Source organism: Curtobacterium sp. MCLR17_059 (genome assembly GCF_003234665.1).
GTDB lineage: Bacteria > Actinomycetota > Actinomycetes > Actinomycetales > Microbacteriaceae > Curtobacterium > Curtobacterium flaccumfaciens.
Map to the genome: position 1 here is coordinate 91,700 of NZ_QKSU01000009.1, position 20,431 is coordinate 112,130.

Below are 20,431 nucleotides of genomic sequence, written 5' to 3' on the forward strand. Positions count from 1 at the left end.
CGAATCGAGACCGCACTCGGACGCACCGGCGCACCGGCCGTGACCCAATCTCGATCTTCCGGATGAGGCTCAGAGGGTCGCCAGCCAGCCCTCGGCGGCGCTCGCCCAGGTGGCGTAGGCCTTCGGGTAGGCGGAGAGCTGCACGGCCTGGGCCGCGTCGGTGATGCTCATCGAGGACCAGCCGGGCACGTCGAGCAGCCCGCGGGTCTTGCCGGCGTTCGGGTTGTTCCGCCCGCCGAAGAACAGCGCGGTGGCGTGCGCCGGGTCCTGCAGCTTCGCCGCGCTGCCCCAACCCTGGCTCGGCCGCTGCTGGAACAGGCCGACCGAGTCGCGGTCGCCGTGCGGCAGGTTCCGGAGGCTCGACTCCTGCATCGCGGCGGCGAGGGCCACGACGATGCCGCGGTCCGGGACTCCGAGCGATCGACCCACGGCGACGATGGTCGCGGCGTTCTGGCGCTGCTCGGCGCTCAGGCCGACGGCACCGCTCACCGCGGCGCTGGCAGCGACCGCGGGGGCGGCGTTCGACGACGGGATGACGAGTGTCTTGCCGGCGTAGATCGTGCTCGTGTACGACAGGCCGTTCGCCGACAGGAGCGACTTGACCGAGACGTGGTGCGCGGCGGCGATCGAGGCCACGGTGTCGCCGGCGCTGATCTTCACGCTCGACTTGGTCGACGGGGCCGAGGCGGTGGAGACCGACGGCGTCGACGACGTGCCGTGCGGCACCCGCAGCGTCTGGCCGGGGTAGATGACGCTGCGCTGCGACAGATTGTTCGCGCTGAGGAGCGCCGTGGTCGACACGCCGACGCGGGACGCGATGCCGGAGGCGGTGTCGCCGTGCTTCACGTGGTAGCTCGAGGTGTCCGAGCCGGAGCCGCCGGTCGACCCGGAGGTCCGCACCGCCGCCGTGGTGACGGCGGGCGTCGATGCCAGGTGGAGCGTCTGCCCGGGGTGGATGATCGTGTTCCAGCCGAGGCCGTTGCGCACGAGGATCTCCTGCGCCGACAGGCCGAAGCGGGCGGCGATGCCCGAGACCGTGTCGCCGTGGTGGACGGTGTATGTGGTGGGGGCCTTCGTGGTCGCGGCGACGGTCCGCACGACGGTCTGCGACGGCCGGGCGACGGCGGTGCCGAACACCGGGCGGTCGGTCACGGCGCGGTCCTGGTCGACGTGGCGCTTGTGGTTCGCGTCGGCGTCGTCGTGCCGGGGCTCGGCGTGCGCGACCGGGCCGGTGAGGCCTGCGGTCACGGCGATGGTGCCCGCGAGGACGATGGGCATGGTGGCGAACCGGGCGGATCGTGCGCGCCGGGCGACTTCGTCTGCAGCGTGGTCCACGGGTTTCTCCTGATCTCGACTGAGCCGTGCGCACGCATGCGCGCACTCACAGGTGCCACAACGCTGGCATGGCCTGATTCCCAAGTCAACCAGAGAGTCAGATGGGGTGGATGTGACGAATGTGACGAACGAGGCGCATTCACTCCGGCGGTCACTCTGGCACCATGGGCGTGTGAGTGCCGCACCCGTCGACGACCTGTCCCTCTCCGAACGCTGGCTGACCGTCCCCGAGCTGGTGGACATGTTCAGCACCAGCCCCGGACGGATCCACCGACTCTTCGAGCAGAAGACCCTGCTCGCAGCCCGCGTCGGCGGTGTGCTGCGCGTGCCGGTCGAGTTCCTCGAGGACGGCGAGCCCATGCCCGAACTCCGCGGCACGCTGATCGTGCTCGGCGACAACGGCTTCACCGACGACGAGGCCGTGCGCTGGATGCTCACCGTTGATGACGCGATGGACACCACGCCGATCGCGGCGCTGCGCGCCGGTCGCAAGGCCGAGGTGCGTCGCATCGCCCAGTCGCTGCTCTAGACGCGTTCCGGACAGACGGGAGGCCCGGTGCCAGCTGGCACCGGGCCTCCCGTCTGTCCTGGGGGTGTGTCTAGGACGACCGGCGGCTGACCGTGTCGGCGAGCGACGCGAGCTGCTCGCGTGCCGACGGTGTCAGCGGCGAGGCGTCCAGTGCCGCCTTGGCGCGCTGGACGTGCCGCTCGATCGACCGCTCCACAGCGGCGACGGCACCGGACTCGGTGAGGGTCGCGCGGAGCATCTGCACCTGCTCCTCGTCGAGGTCGGGGTCGCCGAGGAGCTCGTCCAGGAGCTGCCGCGGGCCGCTCGCCAGCGTCTTGCGCGCCGAGGCGATGAGGACGGTGCGCTTGCCCTCGCGCAGGTCGTCGCCGGCCGGCTTGCCGGTGACCTCGGGGTCACCGAAGACCCCGAGCATGTCGTCGCGGAGCTGGTACGCCACGCCGAGGGGGAGTCCGAAGGCGCGGAGGCCCTCGAGCTGGGAGTCGCTCGCGCCGGCGACCAGGGCGCCGATGACCAGCGGGGCCTCGATCGAGTACTTCGCCGACTTGAAGACGATGACGCGCTGGGCGCGGAGCAGGTGCTCGGACTCGTCGATGACGGGCCAGGCGGTCTCCTCGTGCACGTCGAGGTACTGCCCCGCCGTGACGTCGAGGCGCATCGCGTGGAACTCCTGGCGGACGATGCGGGCCCGCACCGGGTCGAGGAGCGCGAGGCCCTCGTCGAAGACCGAGTCGCTCAGCGAGAGCAGCAGGTCACCGAGGAGCAGCGCGGAGTTGGTGCCGTACTGCCCGCGGTCGCCGACGAAGCCGGACTCCTCGTGCAGGGACTCGAAGCGGCGGTGCGCGGCGGGACGCCCACGACGGGTGTCCGAGCGGTCCATGATGTCGTCGTGCACCAGGGCTGCGGCGTGGAAGACCTCGAGTGCTGCGGCGACCGTGACGACGGCCTCGGCGGTGGTCTGCCGGGACCCTTCGGCCAGCGGGTCGAACGAGCCCGAACGGCCCGCCACCGACTGCCATCCCCAGTAGCAGAACAGCGCCCGGAAGCGCTTGCCGCCGGACAACAGGTCTCGGGCGTACCGGTCGAACGGCGCGAGGTCGGGGCTGATCGCGAGGAGCCGTTCACGCTGCTCGTCGAGTGCCCGGTCGATACGCGCCGATACGAGGTCCACTAATCGCGTACTCTCAGCCACGATCCCTACCCTAGTGGAGTGGTCGAGGCATAGAATCGGTCCACTCAACCCGCGTTTTTCAACCCCGCGTCGATCCCAGGAACAGAGGGAACCAAGATGCCGCTCTCGGAACAGGAGCAGCGCCTTCTCGAAGAGATGGAGCGCAGCCTCTACCAGAACGATTCCGATTTCGTGGCGCGTGTCACACGTCGACAGGGTCGTCCGACGTACACAGCCATCACGCTCGGGGTCCTCGGCGCACTCGCCGGGGTCGCCATCGTCATCGTCGGCCTGGTGATCAAGGCGCCGCTGCTCGGCATCCTCGGTTTCGTCGTGATGCTCGCCGGTGTCCTGTTCGCGCTGCGCCCGGGCATGCGTGCCCCGAAGGCGAAGCCCGCTCGGCCGGGCAAGCCCGCGTCCGGTGGGTCCGCGCGTCCGTCCGCCGGTGGTGGCGGGTCCTTCATGGACCGGATGAACGAGCGCTGGGACAAGCGCAACGACCAGAGTCAGTAGCTGACGGGGGTCAGCAGGACTCCCTCCACACTCCTCCACGGGGTCGGCCTTCGGGTCGGCCCCGTTTCGTGTTCCCCGGGGGCTGGTTTTTGCGGGGTCCGGCCGGGGTCGTGCCGGGGTCCGTGCCGGCGCGAGTGGTCACGACATGCCGCGTGCTGGCCGCCGAGGTCGCACGAACTGTCGGCTGGGGGCCGCGCGAGCGACAGTTCGTGACCACTCGGCGTCGCGGTGGCGGTGCGTCGTGACCACGCGCTGACCGGCGGCCGGGCGTGGTGGAGTCGACCGTGCGCCCGCGTGGGCTCTGCAGCGGAGGTGGGACGGGCCTCCAGGCCGGGGTGGCCGGGGTGGACAGCCGCCGGTGCGTGCGCGAGTGGTCAGGACATGCCGTGCGGTGGACGCCGAGGGTGCAGGAACTGTCGGATGGGGGCTGCGCGAGCGACGGTTCGCGCCCACTCGGCGTCGTGGGTCCGCGGCGCGCCCCGAGGCGCTCCACCGGCTGCGAAAGTCCTCCACTTTCCTCCACGGCTGCTCTGGCGCTCGCGAACCGCATGGATCCGGGCATCCGCGCTCATCCCCGCGGGCTGCATTCCGGCCTCGATGCCCCCAGTAGGGGTGCCGCGGGCAGAAAAGGGAGCGGATTCCTGGTCGAGGGGAGGGGAGTGGAGTAAAGTGGGGCTCGCAACGGTCCGGTGGAGCGGAGGGGAGGCCCGACGTGCTGCTCGGTACTCATGCCCCGAAGCTCGACGAGAAGGGTCGCGTGATCCTCCCCGCCAAGTTCCGGGACGAACTGTCCGGCGGGCTCGTGATGACCCGCGGCCAGGAGCGCTGCGTCGTGGTCTTCAGCGCCCGGACGTTCGAGGAACTCCACGAGCGCATCCGGACCGCCCCGATGACGTCGAAGCGCACCAGGGACTACATGCGTCTGTTCCTCTCGGGGGCCAGCGCCGAACAGCCCGACAAGCAGAACCGCGTGACGATCCCGCAGAACCTCCGCGAGTACGCGGGGCTCGAGCGGGACCTCACGGTCATCGGCAGCGGTGACCGTGCCGAGATCTGGTCCACCCCCGCGTGGGAGGCCTACTACGCCGAAGCCGAAGAGGCATTCGCCGACAACGACGAGGAGGTGATCCCGGGGATCTTCTGATCCGCGGATCGGGACTCCCAGCCGTGAAGCCCTGACGCCACTTCCCCGGTGTCAGGTCGCATGGATGGGGATCCGGACCCACGGCCCAGGAGACGAGGGGCTGCACATGGCCGACAACGACAACGAGACGCCACGCTTCCCGCACACGCCGGTGATGCTCCAGCGCATCGTCGACCTCTTCACGCCGACGCTCGAAGGACCGGGCAAGGTCGTCGTCGACGCCACGCTCGGCATGGGCGGCCACTCCGAGGGCCTGCTCGAGCGGTTCCCGGAACTCACGCTCATCGGACTCGACCGCGACACCGACGCACTCGGCATCGCGGGGGAGCGCCTGGCCCGTTTCGGCGACCGTGTCCGCCTCGTGCACACCGTGTACGACGGCATCGTCGACGCGATCGAGGGCGAGGGCTTCACGAAGGTCGACGGCGTGCTGTTCGACCTCGGCGTGAGCTCGCTGCAGCTCGACCGGGCCGAGCGCGGGTTCGCGTACAGCCAGGACGCACCGCTCGACATGCGCATGGACCGGACCGAGGGGCAGACCGCCGCCGACGTCCTGGCCACCTACGAGGAGGGCGAACTCCGCCGCATCTTCCAGCGCTACGGCGAGGAGAAGCTCGCCGGCCGCTACGCCCGAGCGATCGTCGAGCGGCGGACGACGAAGCCGTTCGAGTCCTCCGGGGACCTGGTCCAGGTGCTGCACGACGCGACCCCGGTCGCCATCCAGCGCCAGGGGCACCCGGCCAAGCGTGTCTTCCAGGCGCTCCGCATCGAGGTCAACGCCGAACTCAGCGTGCTCGAGCGGGCGATCCCGGCGGCGCTCGACGCCATCGCGGTCGGCGGCCGGATCGTCGTCGAGTCGTACCAGTCCCTCGAGGACCGCATCGTCAAGCGGGCCCTGGTGGAGCGCACGAAGTCGAGCGCCCCCGCCGGCCTGCCGGTGGAGCTGCCCGAGCACGCCCCGACCTTCTCCCTGATCGTCAAGGGCGCCGAGCTGGCCGACGAGGCCGAACGCGCCGCCAACCCCCGAGCAACCCCCGTGCGCCTGCGCGCGGCCGAGCGGATCCGGAACTGACATGAGCACGAACCTCGCACTCGTCGACCCTGCGGTCGTCCCGTCGCGGGCCCCGCGCCCCGACCGTCAGCACCGCCCCGAGCTGGTCGAGGTCACGCCGACCGCGGCCCAGCGCCGGGCTCGCCCCCGCATCGGGTACGCCGTGGTGGCCGTCGCCGCGCTCGGCATCCTGCTGCTGGCCCAGCTCGGCATCAGCATGGTGCTCAGCCAGGGCGCCTACACGCTCAACTCGCTGTCGGCCGAGCAGACGAACCTGTCCCGCACGCAGCAGTCGCTGTCCGAGCAGCTCCGGGTCCTCGACTCGCCGCAGAACCTGGCCCGCAACGCCCAGTCGCTCGGCATGATCGCCAACTCGACGCCCGTGTACCTCGACCCGAAGACCGGTCGGGTGTACGGCACGCCGACGCCGGCGAAGCCCGACGAGGCCACGGCGTCCACCGAGAACCAGGTGCCGAACTCGCTGCTGAACGACGTCCCGCTGGCCACGAAGCCGGGGGACACCTCCACCAGCAAGGAGACGGGCACGACGAGCACGACGGACACGTCGGGCACGTCGAGCACGAAGGACTCGTCGGGCGCCACGGGCACCACGGGAACCACCGACAGCACCGCCACGTCTGAGAAGACGAGCGGCGCCAGCGCGTCGGACCAGGGGACGGCGAAGTCGTCCGTAGAGTCCGACGCGAACCCGCTCCAGGCGCCCTCCACCCGGTGACCGGCGGGTCCGCCGCACCCTCAGCACCGCCCGGGAAGGACCGCACCGCGTGACGAAGACGATCCGCAACCGACGCCTGCGCTACAGCATCGTGATGCTCGCCGTGATCGCCCTCGTCGGGGTGTTCGTGGTGCGGCTCGTCGACATCCAGGTCGTCCAGGCGTCCGAGCTGAACAAGGCGTCGGCCCAGAAGCGCAGCATCCCCGTGACGATCTACGGCACCCGGGGGTCGATCGTGGACCGCAACGGCACCGAACTCGCCGACAGCGTCACCCGGTACAACATCACGACCTCGCCGCGCCTGGTCAAGCAGTTCAAGGGCAAGCTCGGTGGCACCCGCATCAAGGACGTCAGCGTCGGCACCGCCCTCAGCGCGCTGGCGAAGGCCTCCGGCGGCGACGTCGCGACCATGCGGAAGAACATCGCCGCGAACCCGAAGTCCGACTTCGCGTACCTGGTCAAGGGCCTCGACGTGCAGCACTACGAGGCCGTGCGGGCACTCGGCATCCCCTGGCTGTACCCGGAGCCGCAGGCGGCGCGGGTGTACCCGACGGGTGCGACCACGGGCAACCTCACCGGCTTCATGGGCACCGACGGCGCCCAGGCCGGCCTGGAGTACTCCTACAACCAGTGCCTGGCGGGCACCAATGGGTCCGAGACCTACGAGCGCGGCGAGGACGGCGTGCAGCTCCCGGGCAGCACCGTCACCACGAAGAAGGCCAAGGACGGCGGCACGCTCGAGACCACGATCGACAGCGACCTGCAGTACATGGCGCAGCAGACCATCGCGTCCGCCGCCAAGACCCTGCAGGCGGAGTCCGCGACGGCGACGGTCACGAGCGTCAAGACGGGTGAGCTGCTCGCGGTCGCCGACTACCCGACGGTGGACCCGAACGACGTCGACGCCACGACCGACAAGGGCGCCTTCGGTTCCCGTGCCCTGACGGCGTCGTACGAGCCGGGCTCGACGATCAAGGCCGCGATCGCCGCCGCGCTGCTCGACCAGGGCAAGTCGAACCCCACCGACCAGGCGGTCGTGCCGTACTCGCGCACGTTCCCCTGGGGCGGCACGATCCACGACTCGGAGTTCCACCCCACCGAGAACCTCACGCTGACCGGCATCCTGCAGAACTCGTCGAACGTCGGCATCACCGAGCTCGGTGCACGGCTGACCGCTCAGCAGCGCTTCGACTACATGAAGAAGTTCGGGCTGTTCGAGCCGGAGACGGCCATCGACTACCCGGGCCAGCCCTCGATGGACTACGGCACGAGCCCGAACTGGGACCAGCAGACGAACATCAACTCGATGTTCGGTCAGGGCATCTCGACGACGGCCGTGCAGGTCGCGAGCGTGTTCCAGACGATCGCGAACGACGGTGTCCGGATCCCGCTGCACTTCGTCAAGGGCTGCACCACGGCCGACGGCAAGACGATCGACGCGCCCGACGTGCAGAAGCAGCGGGTCGTCTCCGCAGCCGCCGCCACGCAGGTCACCGGCATGCTGCAGAGCGTCGTCACGGGTGGCACGCTGGTGGGCATGAAGCCGATCTCCGGCTACAACATCGCCGCGAAGACGGGGACCGCCGAGGTGGCCGAGGGGTCGCAGGGCTACGGCGGTCAGCGCATCACGTCGGTGGCCGGAATGGCACCCGCCGAAGACCCCCAGTATGTTGTCACGGTGACGTTCACGAAGCCGCAGACCAACAAGTGGTCCAGCGGAGCGGCTCCGGCGTTCCGCACACTCATGTCCCAGGTGCTCGAGAAGTACCGAGTAGCCCCCTCCGCGTCCGAGGCGAAGCTCTACCCGTCCACGTGGTGAGGAAGAAGGAACACTTGTCCGCACGGATCCCCCCGGTCCTCCGACCCGAACACCCGACCCCGAGGGCCGTCTCCGAACTCGCCAACGCGTTCGGTCTGCGAGTCGTCGGCTCGGTCGACAGCATCGAGACCACCGGTGTCACCCTGAGCGCCACCGAGGTGCAGCCGGGTGACCTGTTCGTCGGCGTGCACGGTGCGAACCGGCACGGCGCACAGTTCGCGACGGAGGCCGCCGAGCGCGGCGCCGTCGCCGTCCTGACCGACCAGGACGGCGTCGCACTGGTCGAGCCGTCCGGCCTGCCGGTGCTCGTCGTCGACGACCCCCGCGCCGCCCTCGGCGACGTCGCGGCGTGGGTCTACCGAACCCACCCCGACGAGGCCACCGACCTGCCGCAGCTGTTCGCCGTCACCGGCACGAACGGCAAGACGAGCACGTCCTACATCCTCGAGGGCATCCTCAAGCAGCTCGGCCTGGTCACCGGCCTGAGCTCGACCGCCGAGCGCCACATCGGTTCGCTCAGCGTGACGAGCCGCCTGACCACGCCCGAGGCCAGCGAGATGCACGCGCTCCTCGCCCGCATGCGCGAGAGCGAGGTCCGCGCGGTCGCCGTCGAGGTCAGCGCCCAGGCCCTCAGCCGGCACCGCGTCGACGGCATCGTCTTCGACGTCGCGGCCTTCACGAACCTGTCGCACGACCACCTCGACGACTACGCCGACATGGAGGAGTACTACCAGGCGAAGCTCCCGCTGTTCCAGCCCGAGCACGCCCGTCGCGGCGTCGTCTCGCTGGACACCGACTGGGGCCACCGCGTGGTGCAGGACTCCCGCATCCCGGTCACCACGATCACGGTGCACCCCGACGTCGAGGCCGAGTGGCACGTCGACATCGTCGAGGCGCACGCCGCCTACACCGAGTTCCGTCTGACCGGCCCCGAGGGCCGCGAACTGACCACCCGTGTGCCGCTGATCGGCTGGCACATGGCGGCGAACGCGGCACTCGCGATCGTCATGCTCGTCGAGGGCGGGTTCGAGCTGGGTGCCATCGCGCACGCGCTGGAGAGCAACCACCGCCGCTACCCCGACGAGGACGACGCGAGCGAGCGTGACGGCGAGACCCACCGCGTCTCCGCCATCGAGTGCTACCTGCCCGGCCGCACCGAGCGCGTCTCCGGCGAGCACGGCCCGAGCGTCTACGTCGACTTCGGCCACAGCGCCGACGCGTTCGAGAACACCCTCGCCGCGGTCCGGCAGTTCACCTCCGGCAAGGTCCTCATGCTGTTCGGCGCCGACGGCGACCGCGACACCACGAAGCGCGGCGACATGGCACGCGTGGCCGCGGCCGGCAGCGACATCCTCGTCGTCACCGACCACCACCCCCGCTTCGAGGACGCCGCGTCGATCCGGAAGACCCTGGTCGACGCCGCACGTGCGGCGTACCCCGACCACGAGATCCACGAGGTCAGCCCGCCCGAGGCCGCCATCCGCACGGCCGTGAGCCTCGTCGGCGAGGGGGACTCGATCCTCTGGGCCGGCCCGGGCCACCAGGACTACCGCGACATCCAGGGCGTCCGCACGCCGTACTCCGCCCGCGACGAGGCCCGCGTGGCCCTGCGCGAGGCCGGCTGGGAGCCGAACTCCGGTCCGGCGGAGGACGTCCGATGATCGCCATGACCCTCGCCGAGATCGCCACCGCGGTCGGCGGCGAGCTGATCGGCGGCGCGCAGGCGACCGACGTCGCCGAGCCCGGCGACCTGGTCGTCGAGGGCTCGGTCGAGACCGACTCCCGCCTGGTCCGCCCCGGCAGCGTCTTCTTCGCCCTCCCCGGTGAGGTCACCGACGGCCGACGCTTCGTGCCCGCAGCGGTCGACGCCGGTGCCGCCCTGGTGATCACGCCCGAGCGCGTGGACACGACCGCGCCGCAGATCGTCGTCGCCGACGGGTACGAGGCCCTCGCCGCGCTCGCGCACGAGGTCGTCACGCGCGTCCGGATGAGCACCGCGGACCGCGTCGACGCCGACGGTCGCCCGGCACCCCTGCGGGTCGTCGGCATCACCGGCTCGAACGGCAAGACGAGCACGAAGAACATGCTCCGCACGATCCTCGAGCAGCACGGCGCGACCGTCGCGCCCGAGGGCTCGTTCAACAACCACGTCGGCGCACCGATCTCGATGCTCCGAGTGACGTACGACACCCGGTACCTCGTGGTCGAGATGGGCGCGAGCGGCGTCGGCCACATCGCCAAGCTCGTCTCGATCGCCGAGCCCGACCTCGGCGTCGTCCTCAAGGTGGGCCTCGCGCACGCCGGCGAGTTCGGCGGCATCGAGGCGACGCAGCGCGCGAAGTCCGAGATGGTCACCGACCTGCCCGAGACCGCCACGGCCCTGCTCAACGTCGACGACGACCGCGTCGCGTCGATGCGCGACCTGACGGCCGCGCGCGTGGTCGGCTTCGGCACGTCGACGGACGCCGACTACCGCATCACCGGCATCGAGACGGACCGCAGCGGTACCCGCTTCACCCTCGCCGCGCCTCCCGTCCGCCACGAAGGCGACCGTCCGACGGACGCGACCCTGTCTGGAGGCCCGGATCACGTCGACGTGCGCCTCGCGATCCTGGGTGAGCACCACGCCATGAACGCGTCCGCCGCGCTCACCGTGGCCCACCTGTGGGGCGTCCCGCTCGCCGACGGCGCCGCGGCGCTCGCGTCGATGACGCGCGCCGAGCGCTGGCGCATGGAGCTGCTCCAGGGCGGCCCCGAGGGCGTCACCGTCATCAACGACGCGTACAACGCGTCGCCCGACTCCACCGCGGCGGCGCTGCGGACCCTGGCGCAGATCGTGCGCCCGGGGGAGCGGACCGTCGCCGTGCTCGGTGAGATGGCCGAGCTCGGTGAGTACTCCGTCGAGGAGCACGACCGCATCGGTCGGCTCGTCGTCCGCCTCGGCATCGGACAGCTCGTGGTCGTCGGCCGCGGCGCGATGCCCATCCACCAGGCCGCCACCCTCGAGGGATCGTGGGACGGCGAGTCCGTGTACATCGAGGACGTCGACGACGCCGTCCGTGCCATGCAGGAGATGCTCCGCCCCGGCGACGTCGTCCTCGTCAAGTCCTCGAAGTCTGCCGAACTGCGATTCCTCGGCGACCGCCTCGGAGGTGTCACCGAATGATCGCGCTCCTCATCGCCGGCGCCACGTCGCTGGTGTTCACGTTGCTGCTCACCCCGTCCTTCATCAAGCTCTTCCACCGTCTCGGGTGGGGGCAGTTCATCCGTGACGACGGTCCGCAGTCCCACCACACCAAGCGCGGGACCGCCACCATGGGCGGCATCGTCCTGATCATCGGTGCGGTGATCGGGTACTTCGTCGGCCACCTGATCGGAGGCGACTCGATCACGCTGTCCGGGCTGCTCGTGCTGTTCCTGATGGTCGGGCTCGGGTTCGTCGGCTTCATCGACGACTTCCTCAAGGTGCGCCGTCAGCGGAGCCTCGGGCTCGGCGGCTGGGCCAAGATCCTCGGCCAGGTCATCGTCGGCGTCATCTTCGCGACGATCGCCCTGGTCGTGCCCACGTCGAACGGCAAGCCGCCGGCGTCCACGATGATCTCGGCGATCCGCGACGTGCCGTGGCTCGACTTCATGGCGCTCGGCACCGTCATCGGCACCGTGCTGTTCCTCGCCTGGATCGTCCTGCTGACGGTGTCCACGTCGAACGGCGTGAACGTGGCCGACGGGCTCGACGGCCTGGCCACCGGGTCGAGCATCCTGGCGATCGGCTCGTACGTCATCATCGGCTTCTGGCAGTCGAACCAGATCTGCGGCGGGGCACGGCTCGACTCGAACACCGCCCACGCCTGCTACACCGTCTCGAACCCGCTCGACCTCGCCGTGGTCGCGGCCGCGGTCTGCGGTGGGCTCATCGGGTTCCTCTGGTACAACACCTCGCCGGCGCAGATCTTCCTCGGTGACACCGGGTCGCTCGGCCTCGGCGGTGCCCTGGCCGGCCTCGCGATCCTCAGCCGTACCGAGCTGCTGCTCATCCTCATCGGTGGCCTGTTCTTCATCGTCACCGGCTCCGTCATCCTGCAGCGGGCCTACTTCAAGATCACCCACGGCAAGCGCATCTTCCTGATGAGTCCGCTGCACCACCACTTCGAACTGAAGGGGTGGGCCGAGGTGACCGTCGTCGTCCGCTTCTGGATCATCGCCGGGCTCTTCGTCGCGGCGGGGGTCGGACTCTTCTACCTCGAATGGATCGCACGCGTTGGTTGACCCGGTGTCCTCGCCGTCCCGCCTCCAGCCCCTCGACAGCTGGTACTCCGAGGGGTGGAAGGGGCTCAACGTCGCCGTCCTCGGCCTCGGTGCCACCGGGTTCTCGGTCGCCGACACACTCGTGGAGCTCGGCAGCGAGGTGACGGTCTACTCGTCCGACGCCCCCGCCGACAGCGTCGAGCTGCTCGACGTGATCGGTGCGCGATTCCTGCAGACGCCGCTCGACACCGTGCCGGACGCCCTCGTGCAGCAGGCACCCGACGTGGTCATCGTGTCGCCGGGGCTGCCCCCGCACAACGCCACCGTGCAGTGGTCGGTGACGAACAGCACCGTCTGGGGCGACATCGAGCTCGCCTGGCGCGTGCGCGACAAGGTCGTCCGCGGCCCGGTCGCGGCCCCCTGGATCACGATCACGGGCACGAACGGCAAGACGACGACGACACAGCTCACGACCGCGATGTACGAGGCCGGCGGCCTGCGTGCCGTCGCGTGCGGGAACATCGGCGTGCCGGTGCTCGACGTCGTCCGCGACCCGGTCGGCTACGACGTGCTCGTCGTCGAGCTCTCGAGCCACCAGCTGCACTACGCGGCGACCTCCGGTGACGGCGCCGTGGTGCCGCTCGCGAGCGCCTGCCTGAACATCGCCGACGACCACCTGGAGTGGCACGGCTCCGCCGAGGCGTACCGCGCGGCGAAGGCCAAGGTCTACGAGCGCACCGTGATGGCGTGCGTCTACAACACCTCGGACGAGGCCACCCGGCAGATGGTGCAGGAGGCCGACGTGGTGGAGGGCTGCCGTGCGGTCGGCTTCACCCCCGGCGTCCCCGCTCCCGGTGACGTCGGCATCGTCGAGGACGTCCTGTGCGACCGGGCCTTCAACGAGGACCGCCGCAACAGCGCGCTCGAGCTGTCGACGATCGCCGACCTCGAGGCCGCCGGGCTCGCCAGCCCGCACATGACCATGAACGTCCTGGCCGCCGCTGCCCTGGCCCGTGCCGGCACCGTCCAGCCGAGCGCCATCCAGTCGGCGGTCCGGGCGTTCCGCGCCGACCACCACCGCACCGAGCTCGTCGCCCAGGCGGACGGCATCACCTGGGTCGACGACTCCAAGGCCACGAACCCGCACGCCGCCACCGCGTCGCTCGCGTCGTTCGACACCGTGGTGTGGATCGTCGGCGGTCTGTTCAAGGGCGTCGACGTCGACGGGCTGGTCGAGCGCTTCGGCCCCGGCGTCCGCGCCGTCGTGGTCATCGGCACCGACCGGACCCCGGTCCTCGAGGCATTCGCGCGACACGCGTCCACGGTCCCGGTGCTCCAGGTCGAGACGACGGACACTGATCAGGTCATGCGCGAGGCGGTCCGGCATGCCGCATCGGTCGCGAGGCCGGGCGACACCGTCCTCCTCGCCCCGGCGGCTGCGTCGTTCGACCAGTTCGGCTCCTACGCCGACCGGGGGCAGCGTTTCGCAGCCGCGGTCAACGAGCACCTGGGAGGAGAAGTCGATGGCGACGACACCGACGGATCTTCCGAACAGCCGTAACGGCCGGACCGCGACGACCCCACGACGGACGAACGGCGCGATCGTCGCCGTCAAGAACGTCTTCGTCGCGGAGTCCAGCACCTTCTACACGATCCTCGGCGTCACGCTGTTCCTCGTCGTCTTCGGCGTCGTGATGGTGCTGTCCTCGTCGAGCGTCGAGGAGTACGCGGCGACCCACGACTTCTTCGGGGCGGCGTCCCGCCAGGGCCTGTACGCCGTGCTCGGCGTGCCGCTCATGCTCATCGCCAGCCGGGTCCCGACCCGGATCTGGCGGAAGTGGGCGATGCGGCTGCTCGGTGCGGCGCTCGTCCTGCAGCTGCTCGTGTTCACCCCGCTCGGCATCGACATCCAGGGCAACCGGAACTGGATCGAACTCGGGTCGTTCACCGCGCAGCCGTCCGAGGTCGTGAAGCTCGGCCTGGTGCTCGGCATCGGCGCCATCATCTACGTCAAGCGGGACAAGCTCGACGACTGGAAAGAGGTGTTCATCCCGATCGGGATCGCCTCGATGCTCTCGCTCGGGCTCGTCGTCCTCGGCGGTGACCAGGGCACCGCGATGGTCATGCTCATCCTGGTGTTCGGCGCGCTGTACATCGGCGGCGTCCGCGCCCGGCACCTGCTCGTCGGCCTCGGTGCGTTCGCCGTGATGCTGCCGTTCGTGACGATGGCCTCGGCCTCGCGCTCGACCCGCATCAGCGCCTGGCTGTCCGGGTGCACCGACACCAGCCAGTACCAGGACATCTGCTGGCAGCCCGTGCACGGCATGTGGGCGCTCGCGTCCGGCGGCGTGTTCGGCGTCGGCCTCGGCAACTCCAAGGCGAAGTGGTCGTGGCTGCCCGAGGCGGACAACGACTACATCTTCGCGATCATCGGCGAGGAGCTCGGCCTGATCGGCGCCGTCGTGGTGCTCAGCCTGTTCGTGGTGCTCGCCGTCGGCATGATCAAGATCATCCGGCAGTCCCGCGACCCCTTCGTGAAGACCGTCACCGGTGGCATCCTCGCGTGGATCATCGGCCAGGCGCTCATCAACATCGCGGTCGTCCTCGGCCTGCTGCCCGTGCTCGGTGTGCCGCTGCCACTCATCTCGGCCGGTGGTTCGGCCCTCATCATGACCCTGGTGGCGATCGGCGTCGTGCTCTCCTTCGCCCGTGACCTGCCCGGCAAGAACGACCCCGGCCTGACGAACGCCCCACTCGGCCGGACCTCCACGAACGGATCACTGCGGTGAGCAAGTACCTCTTCGCCGGCGGCGGCACCGCCGGCCACGTCAACCCCCTGCTCGCGGTCGCCGACCGGCTGACCGAGCGGGAGCCGGGCGCCGAGGTGCTCGTGCTGGGCACCGCCGAGGGCCTGGAGTCCCGTCTCGTCCCGATGCGCGGCTACGAGCTGCTGACGATCCCGCGCCTGCCGTTCCCGCGGAAGCTGAACGGAGCCGCCCTGCGCTTCCCGCAGCGGTTCGCGGCGGCGGTCAAGCGGACCGAGCAGATCATCCGCGACCACGAGATCGAGGTGGTCCTCGGTGTCGGTGGCTACGCGGCCGCTCCGGCGTACATCGCCGCCCGCCGCACCGGCACCCCGATCGTCGTGCACGAGCAGAACGCCAAGCCCGGGCTGGCGAACCGCCTCGCCGCCTTCCTCACCGAGCACGTCGGCCTGACCTTCTCGAACACCCGCCTGCGTCACGGCCGCGTCGTCGGCATGCCGCTCCGTCGCGAGATCGAGTCGCTCGACCGTCGTGCCGTCCGGGCCGAGGGGCTCACCGAGTTCGGGCTCGACCCGGACCGACCGGTGCTGCTCGTGACCGGTGGCTCCTCGGGTGCGCGGAGCATCAACCGGACGATCAACAAGTCCGCCGCCGCGATCGTCGGAGCCGGCTGGCAGGTCCTGCACGTCGTGGGCGCCGCGTCGGACATCGGCCCGAGCGACCTCGACGGCTACCACGTGCTGCCCTACTGCGACCGGATGGACCTGGCGTACGCGGCGAGCGACTTCGTCGTGTCGCGCTCCGGCGCCGGCATGGTGTGCGAGCTGACCGCCGTCGGGCTGCCGAGCGTGCTCGTGCCGTACCCGGTGGGCAACGGTGAGCAGCGCCACAACGCGAAGGACGTCGTCGACGCCGGGGGAGCCGTCCTGGTGGCCGACGGGGAATTCGACCAGGACTGGGTGACGTTCCAGCTGCTGAGCATCCTGCAGGACCGCTCCCGCATCGCGGACATGACCGTGCGGGCGGGCAGTGTCGGCCACCGCGACGGCGCCGACCGGATGACCGACCTGGTCCTCGACGCCGCGAAGCAGGCCCCCAGCACCACGGAGGAACGATGACCATCAAGCCGGACCTGACCCAGCCGATCCCGGACGACCTGGGCACGGTGCACTTCGTCGGCATCGGCGGCGCGGGGATGAGCGGGATCGCCCGGATGTTCCTCGCCGCCGGGCACCGCGTGACGGGCAGCGACTCCCGCGAGACGGAGACGACCGGCACGATGCGCGACCTCGGCGCGACCGTGCACATCGGTCACGACGCCGCGAACGTCGGCGAGGCCGACACCATCGTCGTCACGAGCGCCCTCTGGCCCGACAACCCCGAGCTCCTCGAGGCACAGCGCCGCGGTCTGCCCGTGCTGCACCGCTCGCAGGCCCTCGCCGCCCTGATCGCCGAGCACCGCCTGGTCGCGGTCGCCGGTGCGCACGGCAAGACCACCTCGACCGGCATGATCGTCACCGCGATGGTCGAGCTCGGCCTCGACCCGAGCTTCGTCAACGGCGGCGTCATCCAGTCCCTCGGCACCAGCTCGGCCCCGGGGTCCAGCGACCTGTTCGTGGTCGAGGCCGACGAGTCCGACGGCTCGTTCCTGCTCTACGACGTCGCCGTGGCGCTGATCACCAACGTCGACGCCGACCACCTGGACCACTACGGCAGCGAGGAGGCCTTCACCGAGGCCTTCGTCGAGTTCGCCGCGAAGGCGAGCGAGCGCGTCGTCATCTCGAGCGACGACGCCGGAGCGAAGACGGTCACGGCCGGCATCCGCCAGCGCCAGGACGCCCCCGAGATCGTCACGTTCGGCGAGGCCGTCGACGCGGACGTCCGCATCGAGGGCATCACCGAGTCGGCTGGCGTCGAGGTCGACTTCCGCGCCGGTGGCGAGGCGTACCACCTGACCCTCCGCGTGCCCGGCCGCCACAACGCGATCAACGCCGTCGGCGCCTTCGCGGTCCTGACCGGCCTCGGCGTCGCCCCGGCCGACGCGGTCCGCGGGCTCGAGGCGTTCGGTGGCACCCAGCGCCGCTTCGAGCTGCACGGTGTCGAGCGCGGCGTCTCGGTCTACGACGACTACGCGCACCACCCGACCGAGGTCGCCGCGGCGCTCAAGGCCGCCCGCAACGTCGTCGGCGACGGTCGCATCATCGCGATCCACCAGCCGCACCTGTACTCGCGCACCCGCCTGATGGCCGGCGACTTCGCCAAGGTGTACGAGGAGCTCGCCGACCACACGGTCGTGCTCGACGTCTACGGCGCCCGCGAGGACCCGGAGCCCGGCGTGACCGGTGCCCTGGTGCAGGAACGCTTCGCCGACCAGTCGCGCGTCGAGTTCCTCCCCGACTGGGACGAAGCGGCGGCCCGCGCGGCCGCGGTCGCCCGTGACGGCGACATCATCATGACGCTCAGCTGCGGCGACGTGTACCGGATCATCCCGCAGGTGCTCGGCGCCCTGGGCACCGACGGAGCGTCGTCCCGGTGAAGCGCCCCGAGGGGTTCGACGAGGGGGACGCCCGCAGGGACGCCCCGGCCGAGGCTGCGGAAGCGCCCCGGCAGCGTCGTGGTCCCTCGAAGCCGCGGCTGCCGTTCCGCGGACGCGTCGCCGACGACCGGGAGGCCCGTCCCGCGTCCGCCCCGGACGCCCCGGTCGACGAGACGGTCGACGACACCGCCGAGCCCACCCCCGCGGACCGGCCCGCCGCCGATACTTCGGGTCCGCACCGGGACCGCGTCGGTGCGTTCGCCGGTGCCGCCGGACGCCGGTTCGGCGCCGGGCTCTCCACCGTCGCCGACCGCCTGCGCGAGTACACGCCGAACGAGGACCACCGGGACCCGGAGGCCGACCGCCGCGACGCGGAACGCCGAGCGGCCTCGAGCGGTGGAGCCGACCGCGACGCGACCGTGACCGACGTGCTCGACGCGGGCAGTGCCTCCCGGACCGACCAGCACTCCGAGGCGCCCATCGGGGCGCGGGTGCGCGCTGCCGAGACCGCCCGCGAGGCGCGCATCGCGAAGCGGCGCCGTCGGCTGCTCGAGCGTGCCGAGGTCCGCCGGTTCACCCGGCGCAGCCGGCACCGCCGCGCCGCGTGGATCACGGCGGCGAGCGTCGTCCTGGTGCTCGGGGTCTCGATCCTCGTCGCGGTGTTCTCCCCGCTGATGGCGCTCCGCACCATCGAGGTCAAGGGCACCAACCGCGTCGACGAGTCCGCGCTGCGCCAGGCGCTGTCCGACCAGATCGGCACGCCCCTGGCCCGGCTCGACTTCGACGCGATCAAGCGGGACGTCGCCGGGTTCCCGCTCATCGAGAGCTACGTGACCGAAGAGGCCCCGCCGCACACGCTCGTCGTCACGGTGACCGAGCGCACGCCGGTGGTCGCGGTGCGCTCCGGCAGCACCTTCGACCTCGTCGACCCCGCGGGCATCGTCGTCCAGTCGTCGCCGAAGCGCCCGGCGACCATGCCGCTCGCCGACATCGCCCGTGCGCGCCTGGGGTCCTCGAGCTTCCGCACCATGACCGAGGTCGTGCTGGCGCTGCCCTCGACGGTCCGGTCCCAGGTGACGCGCGTCGCCGGGTCGACGGCCGACGACGTCACCCTGACGCTCAAGGACGGCTCGACCGTCGTGTGGGGGAGCCCGGACGACTCGGTCGCGAAGGCCGAACTGCTCGCCGCGCTGGTCAAGGACCACGCGGCACGGAACCCCGGCGTCGTCGTCGAGTACGACGTCTCGGCACCGGACAACGGCGTGATCCGTGCCAAGGACTGAATTGCCGGACCTGATCGGCGACACGCGGCGTGGCGGGGCGACACTGCGCCGAACGCACCCGTAGCGTCGGAGCCAGCACCACATCTACCAGCATTGCCCCTGAACTTCAAGTAGAGGTTGAGGGTTCTACCGGAGGCCTGACTGACGTGACCACGAACCACAACTACCTCGCCGTCATCAAGGTCGTCGGTGTCGGCGGCGGCGGCGTCAACGCCGTCAACCGCATGATCGAGCTCGGTCTCCGTGGGGTCGAGTTCATCGCGATCAACACCGACGCCCAGGCGCTGCTGCTCAGCGACGCCGACGTCAAGCTCGACGTCGGCCGCGAGATCACCCGCGGCCTCGGTGCCGGCGCGGACCCCGAGGTCGGCCGTCGTGCCGCCGAGGACCACGCCGAGGAGATCGAAGAGGCCCTGGCCGGCGCCGACATGGTGTTCGTCACCGCGGGCGAGGGCGGCGGCACCGGCACCGGTGGCGCACCGGTCGTCGCGCGCATCGCGAAGTCCATCGGGGCACTGACCATCGGTGTCGTCACGAAGCCCTTCAGCTTCGAGGGCAAGCGCCGCCAGTCGCAGGCCGAGAACGGCGTCGCGGGCCTCAAGGACGAGGTGGACACGCTCATCGTCGTCCCGAACGACCGCCTGCTCGAGATCAGCGACCGCGGCATCTCCATGGTCGAGGCGTTCGCCACGGCCGACCAGGTCCTCCTGGCCGGTGTGCAGGGCATCACCGACCTCATCACGACCCCGGGCCTGATCAACCTCGACTTCGCCGACGTCAAGAGCGTCATGCAGGGTGCGGGTTCCGCGCTCATGGGTATCGGCTCGTCGCGCGGCGCCGACCGTGCGATCAAGGCGGCCGAGCTCGCCGTCGCGTCGCCGCTGCTCGAGGCCTCGATCGACGGTGCGCACGGCGTGCTGCTGTCGATCCAGGGTGGTTCGAACCTCGGCATCTTCGAGATCAACGACGCCGCGCGTCTGGTGCAGGAAGCCGTGCACCCCGAGGCGAACATCATCTTCGGTGCGGTCATCGACGACACCCTGGGCGACGAGGTCCGCGTGACCGTCATCGCCGCGGGCTTCGACGGCGGCGAGCCGGCGCAGCAGCAGAAGGAACGTCGCTCGAGCTACGTCGACCCGGAGTCGAGCGCAGCGGCGCCCGTCGCCGCCTCGACCGGCGCGATCGAGGACTCCACCACGTCGAGCCCGTCCTGGGCCTCGCAGGAGCACCAGCCGCCGGTGCAGCGCGCCGCCGACCCGGCGTTCGACGACGACGACGAGCTCGACGTCCCCGACTTCCTGAAGTAG

At 70.8% G+C, this 20,431-nt stretch carries 17 protein-coding genes; 15 read left to right on the forward strand and 2 right to left on the reverse strand.

Going from position 1 to position 20,431, the window contains the following annotated elements:
* Positions 1-69 precede the first annotated feature (69 nt).
* Positions 70-1,335 (reverse strand): LysM peptidoglycan-binding domain-containing protein, encoded by a 1,266-nt coding sequence (locus tag DEJ12_RS13145; RefSeq protein ID WP_258370586.1) that lies wholly within the window; start codon positions 1,333-1,335, stop codon positions 70-72.
* A 172-nt stretch (positions 1,336-1,507) separates the two neighbouring features.
* Between DEJ12_RS13145 and DEJ12_RS13150 the strand changes: the two genes are divergently transcribed.
* On the forward strand, positions 1,508-1,864 hold the full coding sequence (locus DEJ12_RS13150) for an Rv2175c family DNA-binding protein (protein WP_181433126.1): 357 nt from the start codon (positions 1,508-1,510) through the stop codon (positions 1,862-1,864).
* A gap of 70 nt (positions 1,865-1,934) precedes the next feature.
* Here DEJ12_RS13150 and DEJ12_RS13155 read toward each other — a convergent pair whose 3' ends face one another.
* Positions 1,935-3,053 carry a polyprenyl synthetase family protein gene (locus DEJ12_RS13155; RefSeq protein ID WP_071405410.1) on the reverse strand — a complete coding sequence of 373 codons (1,119 nt, stop codon included), beginning with the start codon at positions 3,051-3,053 and terminating at the stop codon, positions 1,935-1,937.
* A 96-nt stretch (positions 3,054-3,149) separates the two neighbouring features.
* On the opposite strand from DEJ12_RS13155, the gene DEJ12_RS13160 reads away from it, so the two are divergent.
* The 14 genes from DEJ12_RS13160 (at position 3,150) to ftsZ (ending at position 20,431) form a co-directional block, all read left to right on the forward strand.
* Positions 3,150-3,545 (forward strand): DUF3040 domain-containing protein, encoded by a 396-nt coding sequence (locus tag DEJ12_RS13160; protein ID WP_110864614.1) that lies wholly within the window; start codon positions 3,150-3,152, stop codon positions 3,543-3,545.
* A 712-nt stretch (positions 3,546-4,257) separates the two neighbouring features.
* A complete protein-coding gene (mraZ, locus tag DEJ12_RS13165; protein ID WP_017886616.1) occupies positions 4,258-4,689 on the forward strand; it encodes a division/cell wall cluster transcriptional repressor MraZ in 432 nt (143 codons plus the stop codon).
* A 106-nt stretch (positions 4,690-4,795) separates the two neighbouring features.
* Entirely contained in the window at positions 4,796-5,761 is a 966-nt protein-coding gene (gene rsmH, locus DEJ12_RS13170; RefSeq protein WP_111030326.1) for a 16S rRNA (cytosine(1402)-N(4))-methyltransferase RsmH, read from the forward strand.
* Position 5,762: 1 nt separating this feature from the next.
* Entirely contained in the window at positions 5,763-6,476 is a 714-nt protein-coding gene (locus DEJ12_RS13175; protein WP_111030327.1) for a hypothetical protein, read from the forward strand.
* Between the two features lie 49 nt (positions 6,477-6,525).
* Entirely contained in the window at positions 6,526-8,295 is a 1,770-nt protein-coding gene (locus DEJ12_RS13180) for a penicillin-binding protein 2 (RefSeq protein ID WP_111023101.1), read from the forward strand.
* A 14-nt stretch (positions 8,296-8,309) separates the two neighbouring features.
* Positions 8,310-9,956, forward strand: coding sequence for a Mur ligase family protein (locus DEJ12_RS13185; RefSeq protein ID WP_071405414.1), 1,647 nt, complete (start codon positions 8,310-8,312; stop codon positions 9,954-9,956).
* Positions 9,953-11,461, forward strand: coding sequence for a UDP-N-acetylmuramoyl-tripeptide--D-alanyl-D-alanine ligase (gene murF, locus DEJ12_RS13190; protein ID WP_111030328.1), 1,509 nt, complete (start codon positions 9,953-9,955; stop codon positions 11,459-11,461). Before DEJ12_RS13185 ends, murF begins: the two co-directional genes overlap by 4 nt.
* Complete coding sequence (gene mraY, locus DEJ12_RS13195) at positions 11,458-12,561, forward strand: phospho-N-acetylmuramoyl-pentapeptide-transferase (RefSeq protein ID WP_071405416.1); 1,104 nt, start codon at positions 11,458-11,460, stop codon at positions 12,559-12,561. The genes murF and mraY overlap by 4 nt, the downstream gene beginning before the upstream one ends.
* 4 nt (positions 12,562-12,565) lie before the next feature.
* Positions 12,566-14,101 (forward strand): UDP-N-acetylmuramoyl-L-alanine--D-glutamate ligase, encoded by a 1,536-nt coding sequence (gene murD, locus DEJ12_RS13200; protein ID WP_111030329.1) that lies wholly within the window; start codon positions 12,566-12,568, stop codon positions 14,099-14,101.
* A complete protein-coding gene (ftsW, locus tag DEJ12_RS13205) occupies positions 14,064-15,329 on the forward strand; it encodes a putative lipid II flippase FtsW (protein ID WP_110864618.1) in 1,266 nt (421 codons plus the stop codon). Before murD ends, ftsW begins: the two co-directional genes overlap by 38 nt.
* Complete coding sequence (gene murG, locus DEJ12_RS13210; RefSeq protein ID WP_111023106.1) at positions 15,326-16,423, forward strand: undecaprenyldiphospho-muramoylpentapeptide beta-N-acetylglucosaminyltransferase; 1,098 nt, start codon at positions 15,326-15,328, stop codon at positions 16,421-16,423. Before ftsW ends, murG begins: the two co-directional genes overlap by 4 nt.
* Positions 16,420-17,841 carry a UDP-N-acetylmuramate--L-alanine ligase gene (gene murC / locus DEJ12_RS13215; protein WP_111030330.1) on the forward strand — a complete coding sequence of 474 codons (1,422 nt, stop codon included), beginning with the start codon at positions 16,420-16,422 and terminating at the stop codon, positions 17,839-17,841. Before murG ends, murC begins: the two co-directional genes overlap by 4 nt.
* Positions 17,838-19,124 (forward strand): FtsQ-type POTRA domain-containing protein, encoded by a 1,287-nt coding sequence (locus DEJ12_RS13220; RefSeq protein WP_111030331.1) that lies wholly within the window; start codon positions 17,838-17,840, stop codon positions 19,122-19,124. Before murC ends, DEJ12_RS13220 begins: the two co-directional genes overlap by 4 nt.
* 146 nt (positions 19,125-19,270) lie before the next feature.
* Positions 19,271-20,431 carry a cell division protein FtsZ gene (gene ftsZ, locus DEJ12_RS13225; RefSeq protein ID WP_027465251.1) on the forward strand — a complete coding sequence of 387 codons (1,161 nt, stop codon included), beginning with the start codon at positions 19,271-19,273 and terminating at the stop codon, positions 20,429-20,431.